At 40.5% G+C, this 24,704-nt stretch carries 19 protein-coding genes and 1 tRNA gene; 15 read left to right on the forward strand and 5 right to left on the reverse strand.

The features are described from left to right. Positions 1 to 26 precede the first annotated feature (26 nt). The 4 genes from MusilaSJ_RS02840 (at position 27) to MusilaSJ_RS02855 (ending at position 4,065) form a co-directional block, all read left to right on the forward strand. Complete coding sequence (locus MusilaSJ_RS02840; protein ID WP_274988568.1) at positions 27 to 923, forward strand: tyrosine-type recombinase/integrase; 897 nt, start codon at positions 27 to 29, stop codon at positions 921 to 923. Continuing rightward, positions 920 to 1,975 carry a hypothetical protein gene (locus MusilaSJ_RS02845; protein WP_274988569.1) on the forward strand — a complete coding sequence of 352 codons (1,056 nt, stop codon included), beginning with the start codon at positions 920 to 922 and terminating at the stop codon, positions 1,973 to 1,975. The genes MusilaSJ_RS02840 and MusilaSJ_RS02845 overlap by 4 nt, the downstream gene beginning before the upstream one ends. A 47-nt stretch (positions 1,976 to 2,022) precedes the next feature. Beyond that, positions 2,023 to 2,802: a metallophosphoesterase gene (locus MusilaSJ_RS02850; RefSeq protein ID WP_274988570.1), complete on the forward strand. Its 780-nt coding sequence runs from the start codon at positions 2,023 to 2,025 to the stop codon at positions 2,800 to 2,802. Positions 2,803 to 2,919: 117 nt separating this feature from the next. Further along, complete coding sequence (locus MusilaSJ_RS02855) at positions 2,920 to 4,065, forward strand: IS481 family transposase (protein ID WP_446725127.1); 1,146 nt, start codon at positions 2,920 to 2,922, stop codon at positions 4,063 to 4,065. 58 nt (positions 4,066 to 4,123) lie between these two features. Here the strand turns inward: MusilaSJ_RS02855 and MusilaSJ_RS02860 are convergent, their stop codons facing one another. The 4 genes from MusilaSJ_RS02860 to MusilaSJ_RS02875 form a co-directional block, all read right to left on the reverse strand. Further along, positions 4,124 to 4,660 carry an ORF6N domain-containing protein gene (locus tag MusilaSJ_RS02860; protein WP_274988571.1) on the reverse strand — a complete coding sequence of 179 codons (537 nt, stop codon included), beginning with the start codon at positions 4,658 to 4,660 and terminating at the stop codon, positions 4,124 to 4,126. Positions 4,661 to 4,726: 66 nt separating this feature from the next. After that, positions 4,727 to 5,938 carry a site-specific integrase gene (locus tag MusilaSJ_RS02865; protein WP_274988572.1) on the reverse strand — a complete coding sequence of 404 codons (1,212 nt, stop codon included), beginning with the start codon at positions 5,936 to 5,938 and terminating at the stop codon, positions 4,727 to 4,729. A gap of 245 nt (positions 5,939 to 6,183) precedes the next feature. Next, positions 6,184 to 6,273, reverse strand: a tRNA-Ser gene (locus MusilaSJ_RS02870). 175 nt (positions 6,274 to 6,448) lie between these two features. Beyond that, positions 6,449 to 6,784: an ArsR/SmtB family transcription factor gene (locus tag MusilaSJ_RS02875; RefSeq protein ID WP_274988573.1), complete on the reverse strand. Its 336-nt coding sequence runs from the start codon at positions 6,782 to 6,784 to the stop codon at positions 6,449 to 6,451. 672 nt (positions 6,785 to 7,456) lie between these two features. On the opposite strand from MusilaSJ_RS02875, the gene MusilaSJ_RS02880 reads away from it, so the two are divergent. Continuing rightward, positions 7,457 to 8,650, forward strand: coding sequence for a hypothetical protein (locus MusilaSJ_RS02880; RefSeq protein ID WP_274988574.1), 1,194 nt, complete (start codon positions 7,457 to 7,459; stop codon positions 8,648 to 8,650). A gap of 14 nt (positions 8,651 to 8,664) precedes the next feature. Here MusilaSJ_RS02880 and MusilaSJ_RS02885 read toward each other — a convergent pair whose 3' ends face one another. Continuing rightward, positions 8,665 to 8,994: an ArsR/SmtB family transcription factor gene (locus MusilaSJ_RS02885; RefSeq protein WP_274988575.1), complete on the reverse strand. Its 330-nt coding sequence runs from the start codon at positions 8,992 to 8,994 to the stop codon at positions 8,665 to 8,667. Positions 8,995 to 9,193: 199 nt separating this feature from the next. Between MusilaSJ_RS02885 and MusilaSJ_RS02890 the strand changes: the two genes are divergently transcribed. The 10 genes from MusilaSJ_RS02890 (at position 9,194) to MusilaSJ_RS02935 (ending at position 24,597) form a co-directional block, all read left to right on the forward strand. Next, positions 9,194 to 11,983 (forward strand): TonB-dependent receptor, encoded by a 2,790-nt coding sequence (locus MusilaSJ_RS02890; protein WP_274988576.1) that lies wholly within the window; start codon positions 9,194 to 9,196, stop codon positions 11,981 to 11,983. A 55-nt stretch (positions 11,984 to 12,038) separates the two neighbouring features. After that, positions 12,039 to 13,490, forward strand: a complete 1,452-nt coding sequence (locus MusilaSJ_RS02895; RefSeq protein ID WP_274988577.1) for a beta-helix domain-containing protein — start codon at positions 12,039 to 12,041, stop codon at positions 13,488 to 13,490. A gap of 86 nt (positions 13,491 to 13,576) precedes the next feature. After that, positions 13,577 to 14,266 carry a helix-turn-helix domain-containing protein gene (locus tag MusilaSJ_RS02900; protein WP_274988578.1) on the forward strand — a complete coding sequence of 230 codons (690 nt, stop codon included), beginning with the start codon at positions 13,577 to 13,579 and terminating at the stop codon, positions 14,264 to 14,266. 97 nt (positions 14,267 to 14,363) lie between these two features. Continuing rightward, positions 14,364 to 14,897 carry a hypothetical protein gene (locus tag MusilaSJ_RS02905; protein WP_274988579.1) on the forward strand — a complete coding sequence of 178 codons (534 nt, stop codon included), beginning with the start codon at positions 14,364 to 14,366 and terminating at the stop codon, positions 14,895 to 14,897. 451 nt (positions 14,898 to 15,348) lie between these two features. After that, complete coding sequence (locus MusilaSJ_RS02910) at positions 15,349 to 18,783, forward strand: DUF8693 domain-containing protein (protein WP_274988580.1); 3,435 nt, start codon at positions 15,349 to 15,351, stop codon at positions 18,781 to 18,783. A gap of 4 nt (positions 18,784 to 18,787) precedes the next feature. Continuing rightward, complete coding sequence (locus tag MusilaSJ_RS02915) at positions 18,788 to 19,036, forward strand: hypothetical protein (RefSeq protein WP_274988581.1); 249 nt, start codon at positions 18,788 to 18,790, stop codon at positions 19,034 to 19,036. 363 nt (positions 19,037 to 19,399) lie between these two features. Next, the gene (locus MusilaSJ_RS02920) at positions 19,400 to 21,568 is read left to right on the forward strand and encodes an alpha-galactosidase (protein ID WP_274988582.1); all 2,169 of its coding nucleotides are present in this window, start codon (positions 19,400 to 19,402) and stop codon (positions 21,566 to 21,568) included. A gap of 555 nt (positions 21,569 to 22,123) precedes the next feature. Beyond that, entirely contained in the window at positions 22,124 to 22,927 is an 804-nt protein-coding gene (locus tag MusilaSJ_RS02925; RefSeq protein WP_274988583.1) for a DUF4350 domain-containing protein, read from the forward strand. 78 nt (positions 22,928 to 23,005) lie between these two features. Beyond that, on the forward strand, positions 23,006 to 23,542 hold the full coding sequence (locus MusilaSJ_RS02930; RefSeq protein WP_274988584.1) for an RNA polymerase sigma factor: 537 nt from the start codon (positions 23,006 to 23,008) through the stop codon (positions 23,540 to 23,542). Between the two features lie 176 nt (positions 23,543 to 23,718). After that, positions 23,719 to 24,597, forward strand: a complete 879-nt coding sequence (locus tag MusilaSJ_RS02935) for a FecR family protein (protein ID WP_274988585.1) — start codon at positions 23,719 to 23,721, stop codon at positions 24,595 to 24,597. Positions 24,598 to 24,704 lie beyond the last annotated feature (107 nt).

A 24,704-nucleotide genomic window follows, 5' to 3' on the forward strand; every position in this document is an offset into this window, starting at 1 on the left:
GGCGGTCGGTGAAAGACTTTTTCTTAATGAACGGAAAAATAAAAAATGATTCAATCGGCCTGCTGTTCCAGCAGGCCTTGAATAAAAAGCTCGAATCCGATCTAAGTAAGCACCACAAAAACAATTTGCGCTATGCCTTTAACCATTTCATGGAATTTCTCGGAGTGGAAGGACGTGAAATGTCAATCCGCGAATTGACCACCTCCAGGATTGAAGAGTTCTTACAGCTTTTCGGCTCTTCTGCAACGTATTACATGAACAGGCGGCGGGAGCTGAACATCCTTTTTAACCTTGCTTCGAGAATGATCGATGAGGAATTGCCGGCCGCAAAAAGAACTGAATCCAGGCGGGTTAAAGCAACACTCCACCTGGCTTACGAAAAAGAACAGTTAGAGCCTGTATTTACTTTCCTGAAAGCTAACCACACAAATCTTTACCGGTGCTGCCTGATGACTTACGGTTGCTTATTACGTCCGCATGAAGAGATCAGGTTGTTAACCAAGAAACACTTCAGGAAAGACAATACGGAGATTCATCTCGATGGCTCAGAAAACAAAGGCGGCAAGATCCGTGTGGTTTACGTACCGGATTACGTCAGGGATGAACTGGAACCTGTATTACAAGAGTTAAAAAGGGAGGACAATATCTTTAGCGGTGTTAGCGAACCTTTTAATCAGACCTATTTTGGCAAGCAATGGAACCGCGAAAAAAAGAAAATGTTAAGCCACGGCCTGATCTATCCCAAACAAACCCTTTATTCTTTCCGGCATACTGCTGCAATTGACGTGTTTCGCCGAACAAAGGATGTTTATATGGTGCAAAAGATCATGGGACATTCCTCAGTGGTCATCACATTAAAATACCTGCGCAGCCTTGGTGAGTTCGATACCGAAGAATTGAAAGCAGCAGCTCCGGTATTATGATCACATTTACACGTGAAGAGTTGTACCGGCTTGTTTGGGAAACACCCATGACACTGATCGCGAAGAAATATATCATATCTGATGTAGGCTTTCGTAAGTTATGTATCCGCATGGACGTTCCTGTTCCCAAGCGGGGACAATGGGCTAAGATCCAGGCAGGGCATAAACTGAAACAGCCCGTGCTGCCCGTAACCGGCAAAGTTTATAAACCGGCTGTACTTGATGAAAGACCAGCCGGAGCACCTGTGAAAAAGGTTTGTCAGCTAAAAATTCATACAAGGAAAATAGCATCTGAAAAGCTGCCTTTCAGAGTCCCTGATCGTCTCGTCAGGCCTGAGCCGGTTACGCTCGCTGCCAGGGAGAGCCTGAAAAGACTGACTGATCCGAATTTTCCGGGCATGGTAATCACGGCAAAGCGGGAACTGGATATCAAAGTCTCACCTGCTAACGTAGGGCGTGCGCTCCGGTTTATGGATACGCTTATCAAATGCGTGAAGGTACGTGGCTATTTATTTGAACTGCATGACGATGGGAGTTATGTCGTGATACGCGACATCAAATTAAAAGTAACATTTCGGGAGCGGACAACCAAGGTGAGGATTTATAATAAATCTTATCGTAATTATGAATGGCACCCGAATGGGCAAGTCGTTTTCCGAATTGAAACGAGGCTAAAATCGGAATGGCAGGATCTTAAAGCTGTTTTGCTGGAAGAACAATTACCCAAAATACTGGCAAAGTTGGAACTGGCCGCAAAAGAGGAAGAACTTTACCTGGAGAAAGCCCGGATCTGGCAGGCAAACTGGGAAAGGGAAAGAAAAGAAAAAGCTGAATTTGAAGCCCGAAAGAAAAAGGAAAAAGAAGCTTATAAAGAATTGATGAGGGATGCCGAACGCTGGAAGCGATCTCAGCTGATCCGGGAGTATATATTGGCTATGCCGGATCCCGATCCGCAATGGTTTGCCTGGTCGAATGCTAAAGCAGATTGGCTGGATCCTTATAATCCGGCCAATGATGAATTGCTGAAAGATGCGGATAAGAATGATTTATGAAGCTTGAGTGTGCCATCGTTAAATAAATACTAAATACATTTACAATTATGCAATTACAGATAGCTTCTGATCTTCACCTGGAGTTCCCGGAAAACCGGAATTATATGGCTGTAAACCCTTTGGAGGCCAATGGGGATATTCTTTTATTGGCGGGCGATATAATGCCACTAAAAGATATTGACCGTCATGGTGATTTCTTTAGTTTACTTGCCGACAATTATGAGCATACTTATTGGGTTCCCGGCAACCATGAATTTTACCATTTCGACATCGCCAACAGGTCAGGTGCTTTTCGGGAATCGATACGATCCAATGTGACGCTGCTTAATAATTCTACTATTGAATTGAACCGGGCCAAGATCCATTTTACGACACTATGGTCGAAAATATCGAAATATAAAGCCCGTTATATTGAACGCGGAATGATGGATTTCAGGGTGATCAGAGATGAGGGCAGGTTGTTCTCGGTCGAAAAATACAACCAAATGCATTCAGATTCCCTGGCATTTCTCGAAACTGCATTGAAGGCTGGAGCGGATAACCGGAATGAGGGTGTCAGGAACATCTTTGTGTCGCATCATGTGCCTACATTTCAGCATTATCCCAAACAATACTTAGATAGCGTTTTGAATGAGGCTTTTGCAACTGATTTAGATGCGTTTATTGAGGACAGTGGTGCCTATTACTGGATATACGGCCATCATCACGATGCTACCCCTGAATTTAATATCGGGAAAACTAAGCTGCTGACTAATCAACTCGGATATGTACACCAGGATGAGCATAGCAATTTTGATCGCGGCAAGACAATAACAATTGGTGCATAGATAGCATAAAGGATGCACTGGCATGGAATCCATGCCAGTGTTCCTGAAATAGTTGAGATAGTCACAATTTAACCTGACAGTTACGATAATTTAAAACACGTAACAGAGATTAGCATTATGACGACCCAATCAAAGATCATCAAAAACAAGATGGGCATATTGGAGCTTGCCCAGCATTTAGGTAACGTATCACAGGCCTGCAAAGTGATGGGCTATTCCCGAGACAGTTTCTACAGATTCAAGGAACTTTACGAACAAGGAGGCGAACTGGCCTTACAAGAGATTAGCAGACGGAAACCGATTTTAAAGAACCGTGTAGAAGAGCATGTAGAAAAAGCCGTTGTTGAAATGGCAATAGACCAGCCGGCTTTAGGTCAGTTACGGGTATCCAATGAACTAAAAAAGCAAGGCATATTAATATCTCCGGGAGGCGTAAGGAGCATTTGGCTTCGCCACGACCTGCAAACCTTTAAGCTACGTTTAAAGGCATTGGAAGCCAAGTCGGCACAGGAAGGATTGGTCTTAACCGAAGCACAGGTAGTCGCTTTAGAGAAGGCCAAAGAAGAAAAGAAAGCGCATGGTGAGATAGAAACGCACCATCCTGGTTATCTGGGTGCGCAGGACACTTACTATGTCGGCAACATTAAAGGCGTAGGCCATATTTACCAGCAAACCTTTATTGATACTTATGCTAAAGTTGCCTTTACCAGGCTATATGACCGAAAGAATGCATTGGTGGCAGCAGAGATGCTTAATGACAAAGTGGTGCCGTTTTATGAGCAGCATGATCTGCGTTTACTTAGGATACTTACTGACAGAGGCACGGAATATTGCGGGTCAGGAGAGCAGCATGAGTTCCAGTTATACCTAGCCATCGAGGATATAGACCATACCAAAACAAAGGCTAAAAGTCCACAAACCAATGGAATCTGCGAGCGCTTTCACCGCACTATCCAGGATGAGTTCTATGCTATCGCTTTCCGAAAAAAGATCTATCGCACTATAGCTGATCTACAGGCTGATCTGGATAGATGGATGTACAATTACAATAACGAAAGAACCCACAGTGGGAAATACTGCTTCGGTAAAACGCCAATGCAGACACTGATTGACAGCATTCCATTAGCGCAGGAAAAACTATTGGAGAGACTCGCCGAAGACCAGCTTCTTCAGAGCCTTCACAAAAAGGGCTCAGAAGAAGCTGAGTCGGTGCATTCCGAAGAGAAAAAGCTATATTCACAAATCAAATCTGACAACTTATAAAACACCCAACTGTCAGATCAAATTGTGGCTATTACAGCTAAAATAGAATGCCTGTTTTTTAAAAGCTATCGGTATCCGGCATATAGCCGATTCTTTTTCTGTCCATTGGCTGCGATTTTTTTTCGATCAGTTCATCGAGATAGCCGAATAGCAAGTCAATATTTTTATCCTGCCTGATCAGTTTGCTTTTGATCTGTTCAATTTCCAACCTGAGTTCGGTGTTATCGAGGTACATGTTTCGTATCCGGTTGAATATCCGCATAACCTGAATATTGACCTGGATGGCCTGTTTGCTATTTAATACGCTTGATAGCATCAGTACGCCATGCTCAGTGAAGACATAAGGTAGTTTTCGCCTTCCCCCGCGTTTTGATGTCGCAATTTGCGACATCAAACTTTCAAACTCCGATTCATTTAGCCTGAACATAAAATCATCAGGAAACCTGTCCATGTTCCTGGTTACCTGTTCGTTCAAACGCCGTGTTTCTACACCGTAAAGTTCCGCCAGGTCGCTGTCAAGCATGACTTTCTGATCCCTGATATAATAGATTTTGGTCATGATGATATCGTCTGATATTGAAGTTGTATTGCTCATTTATTTCTTATTTGAAAATTTAACCACAGCGCCAATTATGGCTCTGTGGTCGTTCCAATAGGTAGTTTAATAAAGCTTTCTTAGTTTAGACATGTCCTGTGCAACTTTCATGTCAAGGATTTTAGCATAATGCTGTGTTGTTTTGATATTGGTATGGCCAAGCATTTTTGATACGCTTTCTATTGAAACGCCGTTTGCAAGTGTTACCGTAGTTGCGAAAGTATGACGAGCTATGTGATAGGTTAATTCTTTATTGATACAGCAAGCGTCCGCTATTTCTTTCAGATAGCTATTCATTTTCTGGTTGCTCAATACGGGAAGTAATAAGCCATCATTAACGCATTGAGGATGCTCCTCATACTTAGCCATTAATTCCATCGCCTGTTGCAATAAAGGAATGCGGGAAGAAGTATCCGTTTTCTGACGGCTTGTATAAACCCATTTTTGTCCGTCAATGCCTGTTACGATTTCAGTCCGCTTTAATTTCTTGACATCGGCATAAGCTAAGCCGGTGTAGCAGCTGAATAGGAAAATATCCCTTACCTGAGATACCCGGTCGCTAACCAGTTTCTTATTCGCCATCACCTCCAGCTCTTCGGCATTTAGAAAATCCCGTTTAACTTCCTTTACTTTTGGTTTGTATTTAACAAACGGATCTTTATCAAGCCAACCATTTGCAATACAGATCAGAATGATCTTCTTAAAGTTTTTTAAGTATTTAACTGTCGAATTATTGCTGCAGCTTCTTTCAGAGCGCAGATAAAAATCATAAGCCATAATAAACTCATGATCGATTGCCCGGATATCAATATCGGAGGAGTTAAACTTCCATTGCAGGAAAGCCTGTGTATGTTTCAAACTTGTTTCGTAGCGGTCAAGAGTTCCCTTAGCATATTCTTTGCCGATAAGCGCGGCAACCTGCCTGTTGTGTTCCTGAAATATCGGCACCAACATTTTTCCAGGTGAAGGCTTGCCGCCGAGAAGTCTGTCTTTCAAATTAGGCGCGGAGATCAGTACCTTTCGCTCTATCATGTCCCGGTGAACATCATACACCTGGTGTTCTAAAGTTTTCAGGTAGGCATTGATACTTTTTACATCTTCATTGCTACCAGTTAACTTTTGTCCATTTGTGTTCCATTTGTCGGGATTGACATAGCGTTTAGAGGAGACTTCGATGCGTACGCCATCAACAGTGATACGCAGGTAAACAGGGGCGAGGCCTTCGGAATTTGTTTTTGATCTCTTTACGTAAAAGAGCAGGTTAAAAGATTTGTTCATCGCTGAAGCTTTTAAGTGAATAAAATTAGTTACATATCCTGCTGAAATCAAGATGTTTAAATATTGAACATGCTCAATAACAGCGACTTATAAGCGTTCCGGTGACCGATAGGATTACCTTGAGAAAGGTCACCCACGGGGCACCAGAACAAAGCGATTGATTGGTTTATTTTGGTGAGGGCTAAAAACAGAAAGCGCCGTAAATAATTCATTTACAGCGCTTTTGATCCTAATTGAATAATACTTGGCGGAGAGTTAGGGATTCGAACCCCAGGAACCTTTCACAGTTCAACAGTTTTCAAGACTGCCGCAATCGACCACTCTGCCAACTCTCCGGGCGCAAAAGTACAAATCTGAACCGAATTGCCAAATCTGAATTGCTACTTTAAGCGCAGGTTAAGTAAATGTTATAATGCAGTATCTGTTTATCAGCTTATTACAATTGTAATTTTTTTTTGTAATTAATCATCTTGGGTTCAGAAATTCACCCCGATGCTCATATAATCAGGTTTAGTAATTCTCCAGATCATGCTCAAATGCCCTCATACCATCAAATAGCATTGCAAATCCATCGGCCATTTGACGAAACAAGCGCTCATCAATGCTGTATTTAATTGAGCCGCGGAAGCCGTGAGTCTTTATAATACCCATCCGTTTTAATTCGGCAACATGCTTGGTTATTGTTTCCTGGTTAAACGGGATGCTATATAAACTTTCTTTGGGTACTAAATTGCCCTCAGCCATAATGAGACGGACAATAGCAACCCTGACGGGCAATGCAAGGGCTTTCGCAAAATTAGCCAGTTCGTTATCGGTATTTGAAAATTTTAAGTTGAAATAAGGCATCACTTATTCATTCGGTTTTTAAATACATTAATATGACAGCGTTAAGCGCTGTTAACGCAGGTAATAAAAATTAAGAAAATATTGTAAAGGTATGGGCAGGAGGGGAGCAGATAGCTCAGATTTTCCAGGAACGAATAATGGAAAAAATATTAGCGGCATAAAAAACCTTGTGGGCCGTAAATCTGTTTTCAGCGTCATATTGTGATGTGAGCCGAAATGGGCATAACTCACAGGTACGGACTAACCTGAACTGATTATTTAATGCAGCTAAGTTTTTGCCGAAAATGACCCGCGGGCGGGATAAAAAAAGAACTGGTACCGATTTGCTGTTATTTGCATCCGAAATAACCGGACCGTTTTGTTTTACCGTTCCGTTGTTAAGTGTTAAATACTTTCCTGTTTTAGTATGACCGGCAATTTTGGGACATCGTGTAACATATAAGCACGAAAAAAAGAAGTAACCTATTGCTATAATTAAACACAGTATTCTTTTACCTAATGTTGCTACCCTCATGAACCAGGTTTTCAGAATTCAAATTTACATGTGTAGTGTTAATGATGTGTTGTTAAATGATTAAAATAACATTAAGTAAATTGACGTTTAATTTGTAACTTGTATATAAATGTAGACCAAGACCCTTGTTAGTCTTTTAAATAAATTGCGTGTTTACAATGAGCAGATATATTAAAATGTTATTCGCTTGTTTGTTGCTGTTAAGTACAACCAACTTGTGTGCCCAAAGTGCCAGAAGGATTTGTTTTGCTTTTTATGATGGTACATTTAATGCCGACGCAGACACTTTGGTTATTGTTGACCCGACGCCTGACCTATCTGCGAAAAATATAAAAAACTTTTACGATAACGTTGATGCTGGTTATTATAAGCCTTTAGTTAGCGCATTGTTGAGTTATAAACAAGATCATCAGCTTAATGACTGGCTGTATTACCAACTCGTGCGTAAAACTGCACAGCATATAAGCCCTAAAGAAAAAAATTACAGTAGGTATACTTTGTATAAATGGTTCCTGATGGTTAAATCGGGTTATGATGCACGATTGGCATTGGCCGGAAAAAAAATAATTTTTTATGTTTACAATAATGAGGATGTATCAGATATTCCTTCTTATACGGTTAATGATAAAAAGTACATGTGTCTTAACATTCACGACTACCCGGGCACCGATCTCACAATACAGCCTGCTATTCCTGTTGATATCAATGTGCCCGGCGCAATAAACTCATTTTCATATAAGGTTATGAGCATGCCTGATTTTACGCCTGCGGACTATGTTGAAAAGGACTTGCAGTTTACCTATCAGCATAAGGCATACTATTTCAGGATTAAGCTTAACCCCCTGATCGATTCCATTTTCAGAAATTATCCGGTTGTAGATTTTGAATCTTACTTCAATATTCCCTTAAGTAAAGAAACTTATGGGTCGCTGATCCCTTTACTTAAAAAAAATGTGAGCGGCATGAACATAAAAAAAGGAGTTGATTACCTGATGCATTTTACGCGATACGCCTTTTTATATGAAAATGATGATATGAATTTTGGCCGGGAGAAGCGGTTAAGCCCGGAAGAAACCCTGTTTGCCCAATACAGCGACTGCGATGATCGTGCCGCGTTATTTTTTTACCTGGTTAAAGAGATCTACAATTTGCCGATGATAGCTGTGTTATATCCAACTCATATAACTATGGCAGTGCAGTTTGATAAACCGGTGGGGAAACCCTTGCTTTATAAAGGAAAAGCTTATTCTTTTTGTGAGCCCACCCCACAGCTACATGATCTGAGGATAGGACAAATATCTGCTTCGCTTAAACAGGTACCTTATAAGGTTGTGTATGAATATAACCCATAAATTGAGCGGGCAGATCAGGCCTGCTGTTCCGCCTTGTTAATAGCACTGAGCATATTTTCAAACTCGGCTGTATACCTGTTCCAGGTTGGCCAGTTTACATTATACAATGATTTTTTACCATCAATTGCAACAGTGATAAGCCTGGCATCCATTAATTCTTTTAAATGATGAGATACTGTTGGCTGCGCTAAAGGGAGTATTTCAACTATTTCGCCGCAGGTAAAATGCTTGTGCTGTGCCAAAATACGCATAATAGCGATTCTTGCCGGGTGCGACAGCGCCTTTGCTACCATTGATATGTCCTGATCTGTTGCGGCAAATTCAGTCTTTTTATGATTAGCCATGTTTAAATATAAGTTACAAATATATAATTCATATTTAAACATGAGCAACTCCTGGCCGGAGCCTTCATCCAATCTTCATGTGTCGAATAAAATCGAATTCTGTTAGTTTGATTTAATATTTAAGATATTCGATTTGATAATTTTCACTTAACATAAATTTAATTTAACGGGGATACTTTTGCCCCGTCATTAAAAATTTATGAACAGAATCAAAACTCTCCTCCTGTTAACCTTATCTGTATTTCTCATTAACACTGGCGCTTTAGCCCAGGGTAACGGGAAAATCGTCGGTAAAATTATTGATCAAAAAACAAGCGAAACACTGATTGGCGCTACCGTTGGTATTGAAGGTTCTCAAAGAGGGGCCGCTACTAATGTAGACGGAAGTTATGTATTAGCCGATGTAAAACCCGGAAGGTATACGCTAATCATTAAATATATCGGCTATCAAAGTAAATCGATATCAGATGTGGAGGTAAAGGCGGGGGCTGCTACTTCTCTTGACGTTTCTTTGAGTACAGCTACTTCAACTGCACTTAAAGAGGTGGTTGTAAAAGCTACTTACCGCCAGGCCTCGGTTGCCGCATTATATGCGGTTCAAAAAAATAGCGCGTCTATATCTGATGGTATCTCATCAGAGCTGATCAAAAGATCGCCTGATCGCAGTACAAGCGATGTTTTGAAAAGAGTAAGCGGTACTACTATACAAGACAATAAATTTGTTGTGGTGAGAGGTCTGAGCGATCGGTATAATACAGCCTCCTTAGATGGATCTCCGCTGCCAAGTACCGAACCTAACCGTAAAGCTTTTTCATTTGATATTGTACCGGCAAACCTTATTGAAAACATTATCATTAGCAAAACGGCTACACCTGATATCCAGGGTGATTTTGCAGGTGGTAACGTGCAAATTATCACTAAAGATATCCCCGACCAAAACTTTGTAAGCTTTGGTATAGGTTACGGTTACAACACCCAAAGCACATTTAAAGATTTTCAAAGCGGTTTCCGTGCTACCAGCGATTACTTTGGTTTTGACGACGGAACCCGTAAGCTGGTGAGCAATTTTCCCACAACTAATCAAATTGTTAACAAACAGTTAAGTACTACGCAAACAATTCAATCAATCAGGAGCCTAAATAACGATTTTAATATTTATAAAAGCACCGCTTTACCAAGTCAAAACTACCAGCTTACTGTAGGTAATGTAAAAGAGCTTGGCGCCAATAAAAACAGGCTGGGTACTACTGTGGCTTTAACTTACCGCAACTCGCAAACTATAGTGCCCGATTTGATACAACAGTTTGATAATTACAATTATCATAATGAGCAGTATAAATTTTCGACCAATGTTGGTGCACTCGCAAACTTTGCATACAGTTTTGGCAAGAACAAGATCACTTTAAAAAATCTTTACAATCGTGTTTTCGATGATCAGTTTACTTACCGCACAGGGTCAAACTCCAGTAACGGAAGTTATGATAGCCGTTTTTATGCTAATGACCTGCTCGAAAAATCGCTGTTTAAAACTACGCTTGAAGGCGAACATGCACTTGGTTCCAAAAGTTCAAAGTTGAAATGGAACCTGGGTTACAGCAATATTATCAACGATCAGCCCGATCAGCGTAAAACCAATTACAGGCAAAGTGCTGCAGGAGAGCCATTTTACGCCCAGGTTACCAACCTGAGTAAAGAAAACGCCCGCGTTTTCTCTCATTTAAGCGAAAATATCTATTCGGGTAAAATTGATTTTAACCTGCCCGTTAACTTATTTAAACAAAGTACACTTAAGCTTGGTGTTAATTCGCAATATCGCGACAGGAAATTTGACGCAAGATTCATTGGCCTTGTTATCAATACCAACAACTCCGATTACGATATCAATACCATATTGCAAAGGCCAATCCAAACTATTTTTGGGCCAAACCTTGTTAATACCGGTCTTTATTCTCTTGATGAAATTTCAAACCCGACCGACAGGTATAATGCACATAGCTTAACCAACGCCGGCTATGCCATGCTGGATAGTAAGTTCAGCGAAAAAATCAGGATAGTGTACGGTTTAAGGGTTGAGAAATTTAATTTGAAACTGCGTACAGAAGAGGTTGCTGTACATCAGCCCCGCGCCGAATTAGATAACACCGACTTTTTACCGTCAGTAAACTTCACCTATAGCTTAACACAAAAAGCAAATTTCAGAGCTTCATATTACCGGACAGTTGCCCGCCCCGAATTTAGGGAACTTGCACCTTTTGCTTATTACGATTACGAGTTGTTGGCAACCTTACAGGGTGAGCCTGACTTGAAACGTACACTGATTGATAATGCCGATTTGAGGTATGAATTTTACCCGTCGGCCGGGCAGATCTTATCATTCTCAGTTTTCTATAAAAAATTCCAGAATGCTATAGAGCCTAAGATAGAAGATCAGAATTCTTCAACCACCATCAGTTACTTCAACTCAAAATCGGCGTACGTATATGGCTTTGAAATGGAAGCTCGCAAAACACTTGATTTTATCAATGGCGGTTCTTTCTTTAAAACAACTACAGCATACGCTAACCTTTCCATCAACAAATCAAAAGTAACAAACCCCGATGATGGTGTAGTAAGGCTTGAAAAAGACCGCCCGCTGGTAGGGCAGTCACCATATGTGATAAACGCCGGACTGCAGCATACCGAGCTTGACAACAAATTATCGGTGAATGTATTATTCAACAGGCTTGGTAAAAGGATTTTTTATGCCGGCGGCGAAAGGTTTTCAAGCGTATATGAGCAACCGAGAAATGTGCTTGACTTCCAGATTGGTTACAAAGTATTGAAAAGTAAAGGTGAGATCAAGCTAAGCGCTACAGATGTGCTTAATCAGAAATATAATTTCATATATGAGCTTGATGGCAAACCTTATATCCCGTCAGGCTCGGGTTACATATTCAGGAGTTACTTCCCGGGTTCAAGCTATGCACTTTCATTCAACTATACCTTTTAACAACTAATACAACAAACTTAAAACAACTGATTCAAATCGAAAAAAAAGCAAAATTATGAAAAAACAAGGATTATTATTAGCGTTTATCGTGGCCCTTTTTACCGCTGCATGTAGCAAGAAGGAAGCTGTTATTGACACTAATCCGCCAAAAGATACCACCGCAGTAAGTAACGTTGTTACCGTAACTGGTGATATTGCCACTAATACTACCTGGAAAGCTGATAAAATTTATTTATTAAAAGGCTTTGTTTATGTTACCAATGGAGCAACTCTTACTATTGAGCCCGGAACACTGATTAAAGGCGAAAAATCAAGCAAGGCTACCTTAACGGTAACCCGCGGCGCTAAAATCATGGCGGTTGGTACAGCCGACAAGCCTATTGTATTTACATCTCAGTTTGATGCAGGGGCACGTGCAAACGGCGACTGGGGCGGTATCATCCTTTTAGGTAAAGCTCCGGTTAATCAGGGTGATAATGTTGGTATCGAAGGCGGCCTGGATGCTAAGGGAGATGCAGCGAAATACATCCAATATGGTGGCACAGATGCCAATGATAACTCCGGTACCTTGAAGTATGTACGTATTGAGTATGCCGGTATTCCTTTTTCACCTGATAATGAAATTAACGGCTTAACATTTGGCGGTGTAGGTAAAGGTACTACTATTGACTATGTTGAAGTTTACCGTTCGGGTGACGATGCTTTTGAATGGTTTGGCGGCACAGTACAGTGTAAACACCTCATCGCCATGGGTAGTTTAGATGACGATTTTGATACCGACTTTGGCTTTGCAGGTAAAATACAGTTTGGCTTAAGCCAGCGCTTTAAAACCATTGCTGATATTTCTGGTTCAAATAGTTTTGAAAGCGATAATGATGGTTCTGGCTCAGATAAAACACCGCAAACTTCGGTTGTTTTTTCAAACATGACATTGTTAGGCCCAATCACAAAAGATGGCGAAACTAACGTTAATGCTAACTACCAGCATGCAGCTCAAATTCGTCGTAATTCAGCTATAAGCTGCTTTAACTCAATCTTCTCAGGTTATGTTGAAGGTATCTATATTGACGACTCAAAGGTTACCACCGCTAACTCTACTACAACAAACTTTACAGCCGGTCGCCTGGTATTTAAAAACAACATCATTTTAGGCAGCAATTCAAAAGGTAACGAAATTAAATCGTTTACCGCTGCTAATAAATTGTTGATTGAGGCTAAACTTAGGGCTGATAACGTATTTGACGCTACTAAATATGCCGATTTAGTTATTAACTCACCGTTCAAATTCTCATCTGATTTTGCTAATGCAGGTACTCCCGACTTTACTGTAAAGACCGGTTCAATTGCTGCCACAGGTGCTTTATTTACCGATGCAAAATTAACCGATGCTTTCTTTGAGAAAGTTGACTACAAGGGTGCTTTCGGTTCAACCGACTGGACTGCAGGCTGGGCTAACTTTGACCCTCAAACAATGCCTTATACAACACCAGGCGCTGTTAAAAAATAATTGAACATCGCGCCATAAAAAGGTCTTCCGGTAAGCTGGGAGACCTTTTTATATTCATCAATACCTATGCTTTCTATCTTATATCTATGCTATCATTAAAATCAAAATTTACTGAAACCGATAGTGAGCTTGCCCGCTTTGCCCGCATTCTCGCGCTTCCGGTAAGGGTTTACATAGTCAGAATGATTATTGAAAACGGCAATTCCATTAGTAAAAAAGAGATTTGTAATGTGCCCCTGGAAATGGAAAATATCCTGAAGCATGTGGCTGAACTAAAGCTCACAGGTATTATAAAGGTAAGCGGAACGAAAGCCAATCCAGTTTACAGCATAGATATTCCTTTGTTTAACCGGATGGTATCCCGTTTTTTTTCACTGTTTGATAATTTAAACAGCACTGAGCAATTGCCTGCCCCGCCTTTTTCAGATTCCAAAAACGGGAGTGATACTAATAAAATGGCGAAGGAAACTCCAGACAATCTGAGCTTCGGGGCGTTTATAAAAAAACATCGTTTAGCATTAAAAATCTCGCAGGAAAAGTTAAGCAGGAAAACAAATATCGACCGTGCTGAACTGAGCCGGATAGAATGCGGAAAGAAAAACCCGGGTCCGGAAAAGCTCATATTATTATCAAAAGCTCTTTATATTGATCTGGACAGCCTTACCAAAGAATACTATAGCTCCAGGATAGTGAACATGGTTGAAGAAAGCGGTTTTAGTGACGTAATAGTAAAAAATGTATTAGCCAGGCTGAATTATTTTTTGCCTGTAATTTAAGCCCCTTCTGATACGTGTGTTAACGTAAAATTAATATAGTTTATTGTAGCACAGTTGGTTATATATACGTAATAGATTAGTATAAATAACCTTTAATATGAAATCAAAACTTATCCTGCCAGTATTATTATTTAGCAGCACTGTATTTTTCAGTTCGTGCAGTAAACAAAAGAGCGAAAAAGATGAAGTAAAATTAGACGATAAAAATTTAACCACCTGCTCCACAGGTTCCGACTGCAGTTTCCTGTTTACCGAACAGGCCGATTTTGAGGGATATACCAATCTTAAACCAGGTACGTACCGTGTATTTTGGAGTATTCAGCAAGGAAACGGAATAACTAATACTTTATACATCAAGGCCCCTATGCAGGGTAAAAGCTTTGCACTTACAAAAGCAGATATCCTTGCAGGTAAAATACAGGTTAACAGTTCATGTCCATCTTGTTACATGATCCCGTTTAAGCCGGTAGATGGTTACGTTAAGGGTATTAATGCTACTCCCGATAAACAGGCCGATCAAACAAAATGGCTCATAGAGGCAAAGATATTCATGCAGGCAAATGATTATCCTCAACTAAAAGACACAATTTTTATTAAACAATATTTTCATCCAAATTTTGTAAATAATTAGTCTTTAACGGATTTTTAAATCGCTGTTTAAAAAATCATGATAAGGGGGCATTATTCTCCATCTTTTAAAACAAAAGGTAAGGAGTGATGCCCTTACTTATACCGTGTAATTTAAAATCCGGTTCTGAAAACTCAAAAACCTGCATCTATTCAATAATGTGGTAACCGGAGAGTTTTTTGTTAGCCTGCATTATAACCAGTAAAAGAGACTATTACCCCCGGGGGGACAGCAAGATCTGCGTCATTGTGTTCAATATTCTGATAATGCATTTCTTGTTAAATGTATTTTTGGAATAAACAAAACAGAGCGCGTGAATGTTACTATAGGTTAATTTATATTTTACTTGAAAACCTTTGCGATAAGTTTTTCGTAAAATGTAACTATTAATAAATAGATAACTATGCGCTTGCGGGCTGTCTTGAAAACACGAAGGAAACTTTTTTTACTGTTTTTGATAAATCTTTTCTTTTGTGCAAGTAACGCCTTTGCTTCCTATACCTTTAATTGGGATGGCAGTACCTCGACTGATTGGAATACAACTTCCAACTGGACGGTGACAGGTTCCGGATCAGGAAGCGCTACCTATCCTGGAAGTGGTGGAAGAACAGACGATATCGTTCAATTTGGAGTAACCGGGTCAACATACAGCAATCAACCTGTTCTTGCTACGAGTGTAACGGTTGGGTCCATTACATTTGGAAGTATCCAATACGTTTCTACTTATGTACTCAGCGGTACCACATTAACAGGAACTGTTTTAACCGTTAACGGCGCCACACTTACTGTAGCGGGAGATATTACCCAAAACTATAATTCAAGCACTTCAGGTATAAGCATTTTTAACGATATCAGGGGGACTGGAACTGTAACCTGCGCCAATTTACAATTTGGCAGCACTGCTTCTGTAACAACCACATCCTATTCGTTTTTAATCCTGGAGGTATCTGCTTTTACCGTAAGCAGTAACGTTAATATTAATTTAAACGTTAGGCAAATAAATGGCAGCGGTATCAGGCTTGAAGGAGGAACGATGACCATAAATGGGCAGCTCAATTTTACCAACCGGGGTGTGACCTCCAGAAATTCGGGCTACTTTACGGTCAATGCCCGGACATCGTATAAAGTAACGAACACGAATACGAATCCCACATTAGTATTGACTAACACGAGTGCTATTGGTACATTGGTCACCCCGTATTCTTCAGCAAACTTTTATGGCGACCATAACCCGGGCGGTAAGGCCACAGTCCGGTACACCGGCTTAAATCCTTTAGTCTACACCACAGCTACACTTGGGTTCGGTCCTGGTGGTGGCGTAGTTAACACTAATGCTTCAACTGATCCTACTTACGATAACCTGGTGATCCAGGGGACGGGGACAGCGGTTATAGGTGGATCTGCAAGTACAGGACAGACGAGTTATCTTAACGTCGATTCTACGCTTACTACAAACTCAAACGTCTCCTTTTCAAACCCTACAAATACCGCCACTACTATAGGCGCAGCCGGATCAACAGCGGCCACATGGACAAATAATTCAGCTGCAACGGTTACCGGTGGTACAGGATCAATTGATATAAACGGAACACTCAGCAATGCAGGTACCATGAACATGGGTACGGGTGCTTTAAATATCGCACGTAATTACACCAATACAGGCACATTTACGCCGAATGCTTCAGCGCTGATATCGTTTGACGGTACAACCCAAACGCTTACAGACGCAACCGCTACGGGCACAAATTTTTACAATGTTACCTTCACCACAGGCGGAACAAAGACAATGGTCTCAGGAAGTACATTTACCGTTGCGCCAACTTATACATTAAATGTTAACTCATCATCGACCGTTGCAGTAGGTAATGCCACGTCGACCACAACGGCACTTACCATATTATCCACCGCTGCTGGCGATGCAAGTATCGGCAGTCTTTCAGCAGGCAGCATTACGGGCAGCATCAATGTTCAACGTTATGTGAAAGGTACATTGCGTCGCTATATGCTGATGTCATCGCCGGTACTAAATACAACATCAACGTTTTTAACAACAGGTTCGCTCAGTACCTATAATCTTTTGCCGCTTATCGCTACAACATACATTACCGGTCCAGGTGGAACAGCGAATGGATTTGATGATGCTACGGCTACCGGCAACAGCCCTTCGGTATTTGTTTATGATGAAAATGCCCCGGTTACTTCAGATGTAAACCAGGTATTGAATAATGAATACAAGCCTTTTAGTTCAACAAGCCAGGGTTTGCCACCTGCAAACGGGTTTTTATATTATTTCAGAGGGAGCAGGGGTGTAGCAAACCCCTTTGTAAGGCCTTTTCCGGCAACGGATAATGCTACGCTAAACTTTTTTGGAACTGTTATTAAAGGTACAGGGGCCACCAACGCAACATTAACGGCCAATATCGTGAATTTTCCATCTACACCGCCAACTTATTATACCGCTACGGCGGTAAGTGCCCCGGCTACCTTGTCTTATCACACGTCAACACCGGTAGTAAAGCAGGGTTTAAATCTCATTGGAAATCCGTACGCGTCGGTAATAGATCTGCACACCCTTTACACGGTAAATACTACCAACAAATTTTATTACATGCTGGTAAAAGATGCCAGTACCGGAACCAATAGTTCGTCAACCAAGTTCGCGTTGTATGATGCCAGTACCGGATCTGTTGGCACAGGAGCAAGCCGCTACGCTTTATCGGGGCAGGGCTTTTTTACGGTAGCAACCTCTGCATCGGCTATTAAGTTTGATGAAACAATGAAGGTGGCATACTCAAATTATAGCGGAGCGCTTCCAACAACCCCGGTGTTTAACGTGGTTGGTGACCCTGAAAAAAACATTACGGCTTCATTTGCAACCAGCCAGGCTACTAATAATGTTGAAAGTACTATTCCCCGCCTTACTATGAACCTGGTGAAAGATACAGTTGTTCACAACTCTACCGATATTAATTTCGACGGCAGCGCTCATTCTAAATTTGTTCCCGGCGAAGATGCACCGTACTATCAGCCATCGGGGCAGGGCGATTTATTTTATTCATTAAGTAGTGATTCGGTAGGTTGTTTTGCCAATTACACAGGTAACCTCGAAAAATTAAAACGTGTAAACCTCATCGTTACTTTCTCTAATTATGGTACGTATAAACTTACATCACCTGTAAAAAAGAACATTGACGAACGATATTCCATCTATCTGAAAGATAAATACACCAATGATTCACTCGATGTTGTACATAACGCCGAGTATGCATTTAAGGTAGAGCCAAACCCGGCAAGCTACGCTCATGACAGATTTTATCTTGCCATCGGTATAGTTCCGGGACATGATTATCGCTTGCTGAGCTTTAACGGTAAAAAAGTAAATGAAGCAATATCCCTTAACTGGGAAACAGATAACGAAAGCAATTTTACCAAGTTCGCAGTTCAGAAAAGCGCTGATGGGGGCAAAACGTTTTTGACTATAGATAGTCTGCAGTCAGCAGCTACCGGTAAGTATAGCTACACCGACCAAACTCCCGGTAGCGGACAGATAATCTACCGTCTTGGCCAAACCCTGGTAACCGGGGAAAATAAACTCTCCGATAACCTCTATTTTGAGATCCGGCCGGGTGCCGGAGTAAATAAATTTCTGGTATATCCAACCGTAGTTTCAGCCAGCACAGTCAATATAAAAATGGAACAAACATCAACCAGGCCTGTTAGGATCAATATAGTTAGCCCTTCGGGGGCTATTGTCAGAAAACTATCGGCAACAGGCACAAATACTATACAGGAAAATGTTAATAGTTTGAGCCGGGGGCTTTACATAGTAGTTGCAGTTAACGAAGGCACGGGAGATAGGATTGGGAGTGGAATGTTTTTTAAACAATAACAATATGTTTGAATTAGCTATGATTAAATCAAAATTGAAATACGTACTGGCAATCATAGCCATCAATTTACTGGCTGTATCCGGAAGCTTTGCCGATCCGGGAGATGGTCTTTGCGATGGCAATGATGGCGGGCCCGATGGCTGCCCGCTGGATACCTGGGTATGGATATTGATTTTAATAGCCGTGCTGTTTACTGTACGGCACCTGGGCCGGAAGAATAACGTAAAAACAGTACAGGAACAATCCATTTAACCCGGATAACCACTCATTTAAATAAGCAATAATGTTAGGTCACATCTCTTTTTAACTGACCGGCAATCACATAATAACAATCCCGGAAGGCATTTTCGTAAAATTATTGCATAGTGTTATGGTACCAAACCTCACGACACTTGTATTATAGTATGAAGTAGTACAGCTGCTTATGCAAGCCTATTGCTTAATATTTATAAACCATAACAATAAGATCCTCTATAACCTTAAATGGGGACGGGATGTGCTGCGTATAAGCCGTTAACAACCAGACTGTTTTAATATTGCATTATTTAAATGCTTTAATCTGATATAATCATTTTAGCACGAGTGGTTATATCAGATTAAAGTAAAACATATGATATGAATAAATTTATACGGGGTGTTTTTTTTGCTTTTTTTTGCTCTTCGGCAATTGTAAATGCGCAAACAAGTAAAGCGATATTGATAACTACAAATAATATAAGCTTGGTGCTTACCATTGGGGCAAATAACAGGGTCTACCAGTCATACCTGGGTAAGCGTCTGTTAAATAATGAAGAAACCAGGCTGATCCCTAACGGCAAACGTGAAGTATATATTACCGGGGGAATGGAAGATTTGTTGCAGCCTGCCATTCGCTTAATACATAGCGATCATAATCCTTCGCTCGAGTTAAAATATGTTAGCCATGCCACAAAAAGCCTCGGCGATGATGTCAGTGAAACAACCGTTCAGTTGCAGGATCCCAAATATCCTGTACAGGTGATATTACATTACCAGGCTTTTAACAGGGAGGATATTATAAAAGTATGGACAGAAATTAAAAACGATGAAAAAGGAACAATAACCCTTCAAGATTATGCCTCCTGTATGCTTCACCTTGAAGCTAAGGGCTATTGGCTTACCCAATTTCATGGCGACTGGGCTTCTGAAATGAAAATGCAGGAAAGCAAACTTACCAGTGGCGTAAAAGAGATAGACAGCAAATTAGGTACGAGGGCAGATATGTACCAAACTCCGGTATTTTTCCTGGCATTGAATAAGTCGGCCGACGAAACAACGGGCGAACTGATAGCCGGAACACTGGCGTGGACAGGTAACTTTAAGTTTCATTTTGAAATTGATGAGCGCAACGCCTTAAGGATCATACCGGGTATTAACTCGTATGCGTCGGCATATGAGTTAAAGAAGGGAGAAACTTTTACTACTCCGGCCTTCATTTTTACTTATTCGGTTAACGGGAAAGGTCAGGCCAGTCGTAATTTGCATAAATGGGCCCGTAATTACGGGGTTCTTGATGGTAATAAGCCGCGCCTTACTTTACTCAATAACTGGGAGGCTACACATGTTAATTTCGATGAAAAGGAATTGGTTAATTTATTTGACGATGCCAAAAAACTGGGTACTGATCTGTTTTTGTTGGATGACGGATGGTTCGGAAATAAATATCCCCGTAATAGTGATAAAGCCGGTTTGGGCGACTGGCAGGAAGATAAATCAAAATTACCCAACGGTATTGCTTACCTGGTAAAGCAAGCTGAAGCTAAGGGCCTGAAATTTGGAATCTGGCTTGAGCCAGAAATGGTGAACCCTAAAAGCGAACTATATGAGCAACATCCCGATTGGATACTGAAATTACCCAACCGCGACGAAAATTATCAGCGCAATCAATTGGTGCTCGATCTTACCAACCCTAAAGTGGCCGATTATGTGTACCACCTGGTAGATAATATGCTAACTAAAAACCCCGATCTGGCTTATATTAAGTGGGATTGTAACCGTAATATGACCAATGCATGGTCGCCGTATTTAAAGGACAAGCAATCTGCTTTGTATGTTGATTATACTTTAAGCCTGTATAAGATCCTGGACCGGTTACGTCAAAAATACCCTCATCTGCCAATTATGTTATGTGCCGGCGGTGGCGGACGTACCGATTATGGAGCCTTAAAATATTTTACCGAGTTTTGGCCCAGCGACGATACCGATCCCATAGAACGTGTGTATATACAATGGGGATACAGTAATTTTTTCCCTTCATTAACTATATCAAGCCATATCACTTCATGGGGCAAACAATCTATGAAATTTAAAACAGATGTTGCCATGATGGGTAAGTTGGGGTATGATATTAAGGTTAATAAAATGACGGATGATGAGCTGCAGTTTAGCCAACAGGCAGTTAAAAACTATAACCGCCTGAGCAGTATCATTTGGTTCGGTGACCTGTACCGTATCATCTCGCCATACGAGGAGAACCGTATGGTGGCGGTGTATGTAAATGATGAAAAATCAAAAGCGGTGTTATTTAATTATAACCTGCACACGCGTTATAAAGAAGTGTTTAACAGGGTGCGTTTACAAGGATTGGACAGCCGCAAATTATACAGGGTAGAAGAGATCAACCTGATGCCGGGCGTCAAATCAAATCTTGTAGAAAGCGGCGGTACGTTTAGCGGGGATTATCTGATGACCATGGGGCTTAATTTAACTCCTGGAAAATTAATGCCCTTAAGCAGTATGATCATAGAAATAAACGCTTCAAATTAGAAATATTTCGCAACACTAAGCCATTGCCTGACCAGTAAAGAGGGTACGTACACGTTAATTTGCCTTCATAATAACAATAACTCAAACGTTTGCGTATTTTGTAGCAAATTATCATTTTACTATTAAATTTTATCTCTACTTTAGTTTTGCCAATTATATCCCTGTAACGCATAATGATAACTTTTATAACACGATTGTTTGATTTTGATATTGACAAGGGTGTTAAGATAAATAATATTGCCGTCAGGTTTAAGCCCGGTTTGCTTGTTATTGGTTCGGGGACTGAAAAATAGTGAATAAGTTTGGTAGAAAGTGTATTCGATACACAAAGGTTGGCCGGTAATGTTATTTGTTGTTGTTTAATTTTTAGTAAACTTAAAGGTTGGTGCTTATGCCTGGAGCAATTTCAATGGTAGCATTTCAAAATGGGAATAAGGGCTTTTAATCATATTTTTAATATGTTTTATATGTCGGGGGGGGGGGTGACGGGTATATGCCAGGATTTAACATACAATAACATTATTCATTACAACATACAAGCCGACACAAAATTACATGAGAACGACTAAAGGTTATATTATACTATTGTTACTTAATTTACTGGCAGCCCCAATGGTAATAGCACAAGGGAAGACTGTTACGTTGGATTATTTTTTTAATAATGAATACCGTAAAAATTCGGCAGGTACTTTGGAACGGTATCATTATACCTGGGAAGACCAAAGGAGCAGCGGCTATTCTATATGGGGTGATGTTTTTAAAAAGAATGGCGCCATCCTTAAGGACCTTGAAAGTGAACCAAATGCGCAAAATTTGATTGGAACAGATATTTATATTATTGCCGACCCTGATACAAAAAAGGAAACGGCTAACCCCAACTTTATTGAACCCAGGCACATTAAAGCTATCACCGATTGGGTTAAGCGCGGAGGGGTACTGGTACTAATGGCAAATGATAGTGCAAATGCCGAATTGCCCCACCTCAACAAACTCGCCGAACGGTTTGGGATCCATTTCAATGATGACTTGTACAAACATGTGATTGGTACCCAGTTTGAAATGGGAGCGATAACGGTTCCTGTAAATGACCCATTATTTAAAACAGCAAAAAAAATCTATCTGAAAGATATCTCCACGCTTAAATTATCGTCTCCGGCAGTGTCGCTGTTAACTGATAGTGACCGGGTAATTATTGCTACGGCGAAATATGGAGCCGGAACGGTGATTGCGGTCGGCGATCCATGGTTATATAATGAGTATACCAACGGTCGGCTCCCTGCGGCCATGGATTTTGATAATGATAAAGCAGCCGATGATTTAAGTAAATGGCTGTTATCCAGGATCAAAGTTAAACAATAGGGCATGCAGTTTCAATGCTTATTGTTCAAGAAAACCAGTTAAATACCGATGATAATTAAAGTCAATTAGTTTAAAGTAATGCTTTCAGAAGTCGAATTAATCGCGTTAATTAAAGCAGGGGATATAAATGCCTTCGATGAGTTTTATAAACGGAATTGGAGGGCTTTATATCAGACGGCCTACCGGTCAACCGGTTCATCGGATGATGCGAAGGATCTTGTACAAACTGTGTTTATTAATTTATGGAATTGCCGCTATAGTTTGCAGCCGGATAGATACAATGCCTCTTATCTTTTCAGGAGTTTAAAAAACAACATTATCAATTTTTACAAAAAAGATTCGGTCCGGAAAAAAAGTATGGATAACCTGTTGTACGTGGAATATGGCGACCAATATACTCACGAAGACAGTTTAATAGCAAAGGAGCTTTCTGTTGTAATTGAAGGAGAGATCCGGGAACTGCCAAAAAAAATGCAGGAAGTTTTTATTTTATCGAGGCAGCAAAACTTATCTGTTAATGAAATTTCAGAAGCCCTTAACATCGCCCCCCGCACTGTTAAAAACCAGCTATCAAACGCATTGAAAATATTACGGACAAAGCTGGGGATATTTTGAAAAACAATTAAGATACCCCAAATTACATTACCGCTTTACTGCTCATAATGAGTGTCAATATTTTATTATAAAAATTGAAAATTAATCTGGTACCAAAACCAGTTGGCTTTGTATATACTATATCAAAGCCAAAAAACTGCCTTAGCGGTTGAGATAAACTTAAAATACTAATCATAATGATAAAATGGCGCAAGCCCGGCCGTGGCCTTTATCCCGGAGATGACCATCTTCAGGATGAAAAAGCTATGCAGGCTATAGAAAAGGAAATGCTTTATCAGATCCATAAAGAAATTTATGGCAAATGGCATTTTATAAAAATATCAGCAGCTAAATATGCCATCGCCGCTTCACTGGTATTAATGTGCAGCGCGGTGCTTTTTTATTTCAAATTGTCTGTTAAAGATAAAGCTGCCATGATTGCTGTTACAGCAAAAAAAGGCAATCTCAAGACAATAACCCTTCCCGACGGATCAACTGTATGGCTAAACTCAGGCTCAACAATTAAGTTTCCTGAGCGCTTTGGAAAAACCAGGGAGATACAATTGGTTAATGGTGAAGCTTACTTTGATGTAAAGCATGACAGATCTTCGCCTTTTATAGTTCATTACGGCCGTTTACATGCACAGGTATTGGGCACGGCATTTAACGTTAAATTTTATAAGAACATCAGCGACGTAAGGCTGACAGTTACCAGGGGGCGGGTTGCGGTTGGTAATAATGCCGAGAATTTTGGTGTGCTTACACCAGATAAAGAGATTATTTATGACCAGGAAAAGGCTACCCATCACATCAGGACCATTGATGCTGAAAAGGTAGCGGCCTGGAAATCAAGTGAAGTTAATTTATATAATGTTTCATTTGATGAGTTGGTGATGAGGCTGGAAAACACCTATGGTATTCATATAAACTATAACCATAAAAATATTGATCATTTAACCACAACTATTCACTTTTCAAATAACAATACACTACCATATGTGCTGGAAATCATTAAAACCATCCATCATTTAAATTATGTTTTGAAAGGAAAGGAGGTTTACCTGGCAAAAAACTAATACAGTTAAACCCAGAAAGCCAATACCCCCGAAGCCAGGCTGCAGGGGTATTGATAGAGAGTGCAGATATAAATTATTGGCAGGTTCCAAGCTAATCCAATAATTCA

The sequence above is a fragment of the Mucilaginibacter sp. SJ genome (genome assembly GCF_028993635.1).
Classification (GTDB): Bacteria; Bacteroidota; Bacteroidia; order Sphingobacteriales; family Sphingobacteriaceae; genus Mucilaginibacter.

Excerpts from the sequence above, each read along its gene's own strand:
- MusilaSJ_RS02840 (WP_274988568.1), top strand. The coding sequence starts at position 27 with ATGAACGGAAAAATAAAAAATGATTCAATCGGCCTGCTGTTCCAGCAG.
- MusilaSJ_RS02845 (WP_274988569.1), top strand. The coding sequence starts at position 920 with ATGATCACATTTACACGTGAAGAGTTGTACCGGCTTGTTTGGGAAACA.
- MusilaSJ_RS02850 (WP_274988570.1), top strand. The coding sequence starts at position 2,023 with ATGCAATTACAGATAGCTTCTGATCTTCACCTGGAGTTCCCGGAAAAC.
- MusilaSJ_RS02855 (WP_446725127.1), top strand. The coding sequence starts at position 2,920 with ATGACGACCCAATCAAAGATCATCAAAAACAAGATGGGCATATTGGAG.
- MusilaSJ_RS02860 (WP_274988571.1), bottom strand. The coding sequence starts at position 4,660 with ATGAGCAATACAACTTCAATATCAGACGATATCATCATGACCAAAATC.
- MusilaSJ_RS02865 (WP_274988572.1), bottom strand. The coding sequence starts at position 5,938 with ATGAACAAATCTTTTAACCTGCTCTTTTACGTAAAGAGATCAAAAACA.
- MusilaSJ_RS02875 (WP_274988573.1), bottom strand. The coding sequence starts at position 6,784 with ATGCCTTATTTCAACTTAAAATTTTCAAATACCGATAACGAACTGGCT.
- MusilaSJ_RS02880 (WP_274988574.1), top strand. The coding sequence starts at position 7,457 with ATGAGCAGATATATTAAAATGTTATTCGCTTGTTTGTTGCTGTTAAGT.
- MusilaSJ_RS02885 (WP_274988575.1), bottom strand. The coding sequence starts at position 8,994 with ATGGCTAATCATAAAAAGACTGAATTTGCCGCAACAGATCAGGACATA.
- MusilaSJ_RS02890 (WP_274988576.1), top strand. The coding sequence starts at position 9,194 with ATGAACAGAATCAAAACTCTCCTCCTGTTAACCTTATCTGTATTTCTC.
- MusilaSJ_RS02895 (WP_274988577.1), top strand. The coding sequence starts at position 12,039 with ATGAAAAAACAAGGATTATTATTAGCGTTTATCGTGGCCCTTTTTACC.
- MusilaSJ_RS02900 (WP_274988578.1), top strand. The coding sequence starts at position 13,577 with ATGCTATCATTAAAATCAAAATTTACTGAAACCGATAGTGAGCTTGCC.
- MusilaSJ_RS02905 (WP_274988579.1), top strand. The coding sequence starts at position 14,364 with ATGAAATCAAAACTTATCCTGCCAGTATTATTATTTAGCAGCACTGTA.
- MusilaSJ_RS02915 (WP_274988581.1), top strand. The coding sequence starts at position 18,788 with ATGTTTGAATTAGCTATGATTAAATCAAAATTGAAATACGTACTGGCA.
- MusilaSJ_RS02920 (WP_274988582.1), top strand. The coding sequence starts at position 19,400 with ATGAATAAATTTATACGGGGTGTTTTTTTTGCTTTTTTTTGCTCTTCG.
- MusilaSJ_RS02925 (WP_274988583.1), top strand. The coding sequence starts at position 22,124 with ATGAGAACGACTAAAGGTTATATTATACTATTGTTACTTAATTTACTG.
- MusilaSJ_RS02930 (WP_274988584.1), top strand. The coding sequence starts at position 23,006 with ATGCTTTCAGAAGTCGAATTAATCGCGTTAATTAAAGCAGGGGATATA.
- MusilaSJ_RS02935 (WP_274988585.1), top strand. The coding sequence starts at position 23,719 with ATGATAAAATGGCGCAAGCCCGGCCGTGGCCTTTATCCCGGAGATGAC.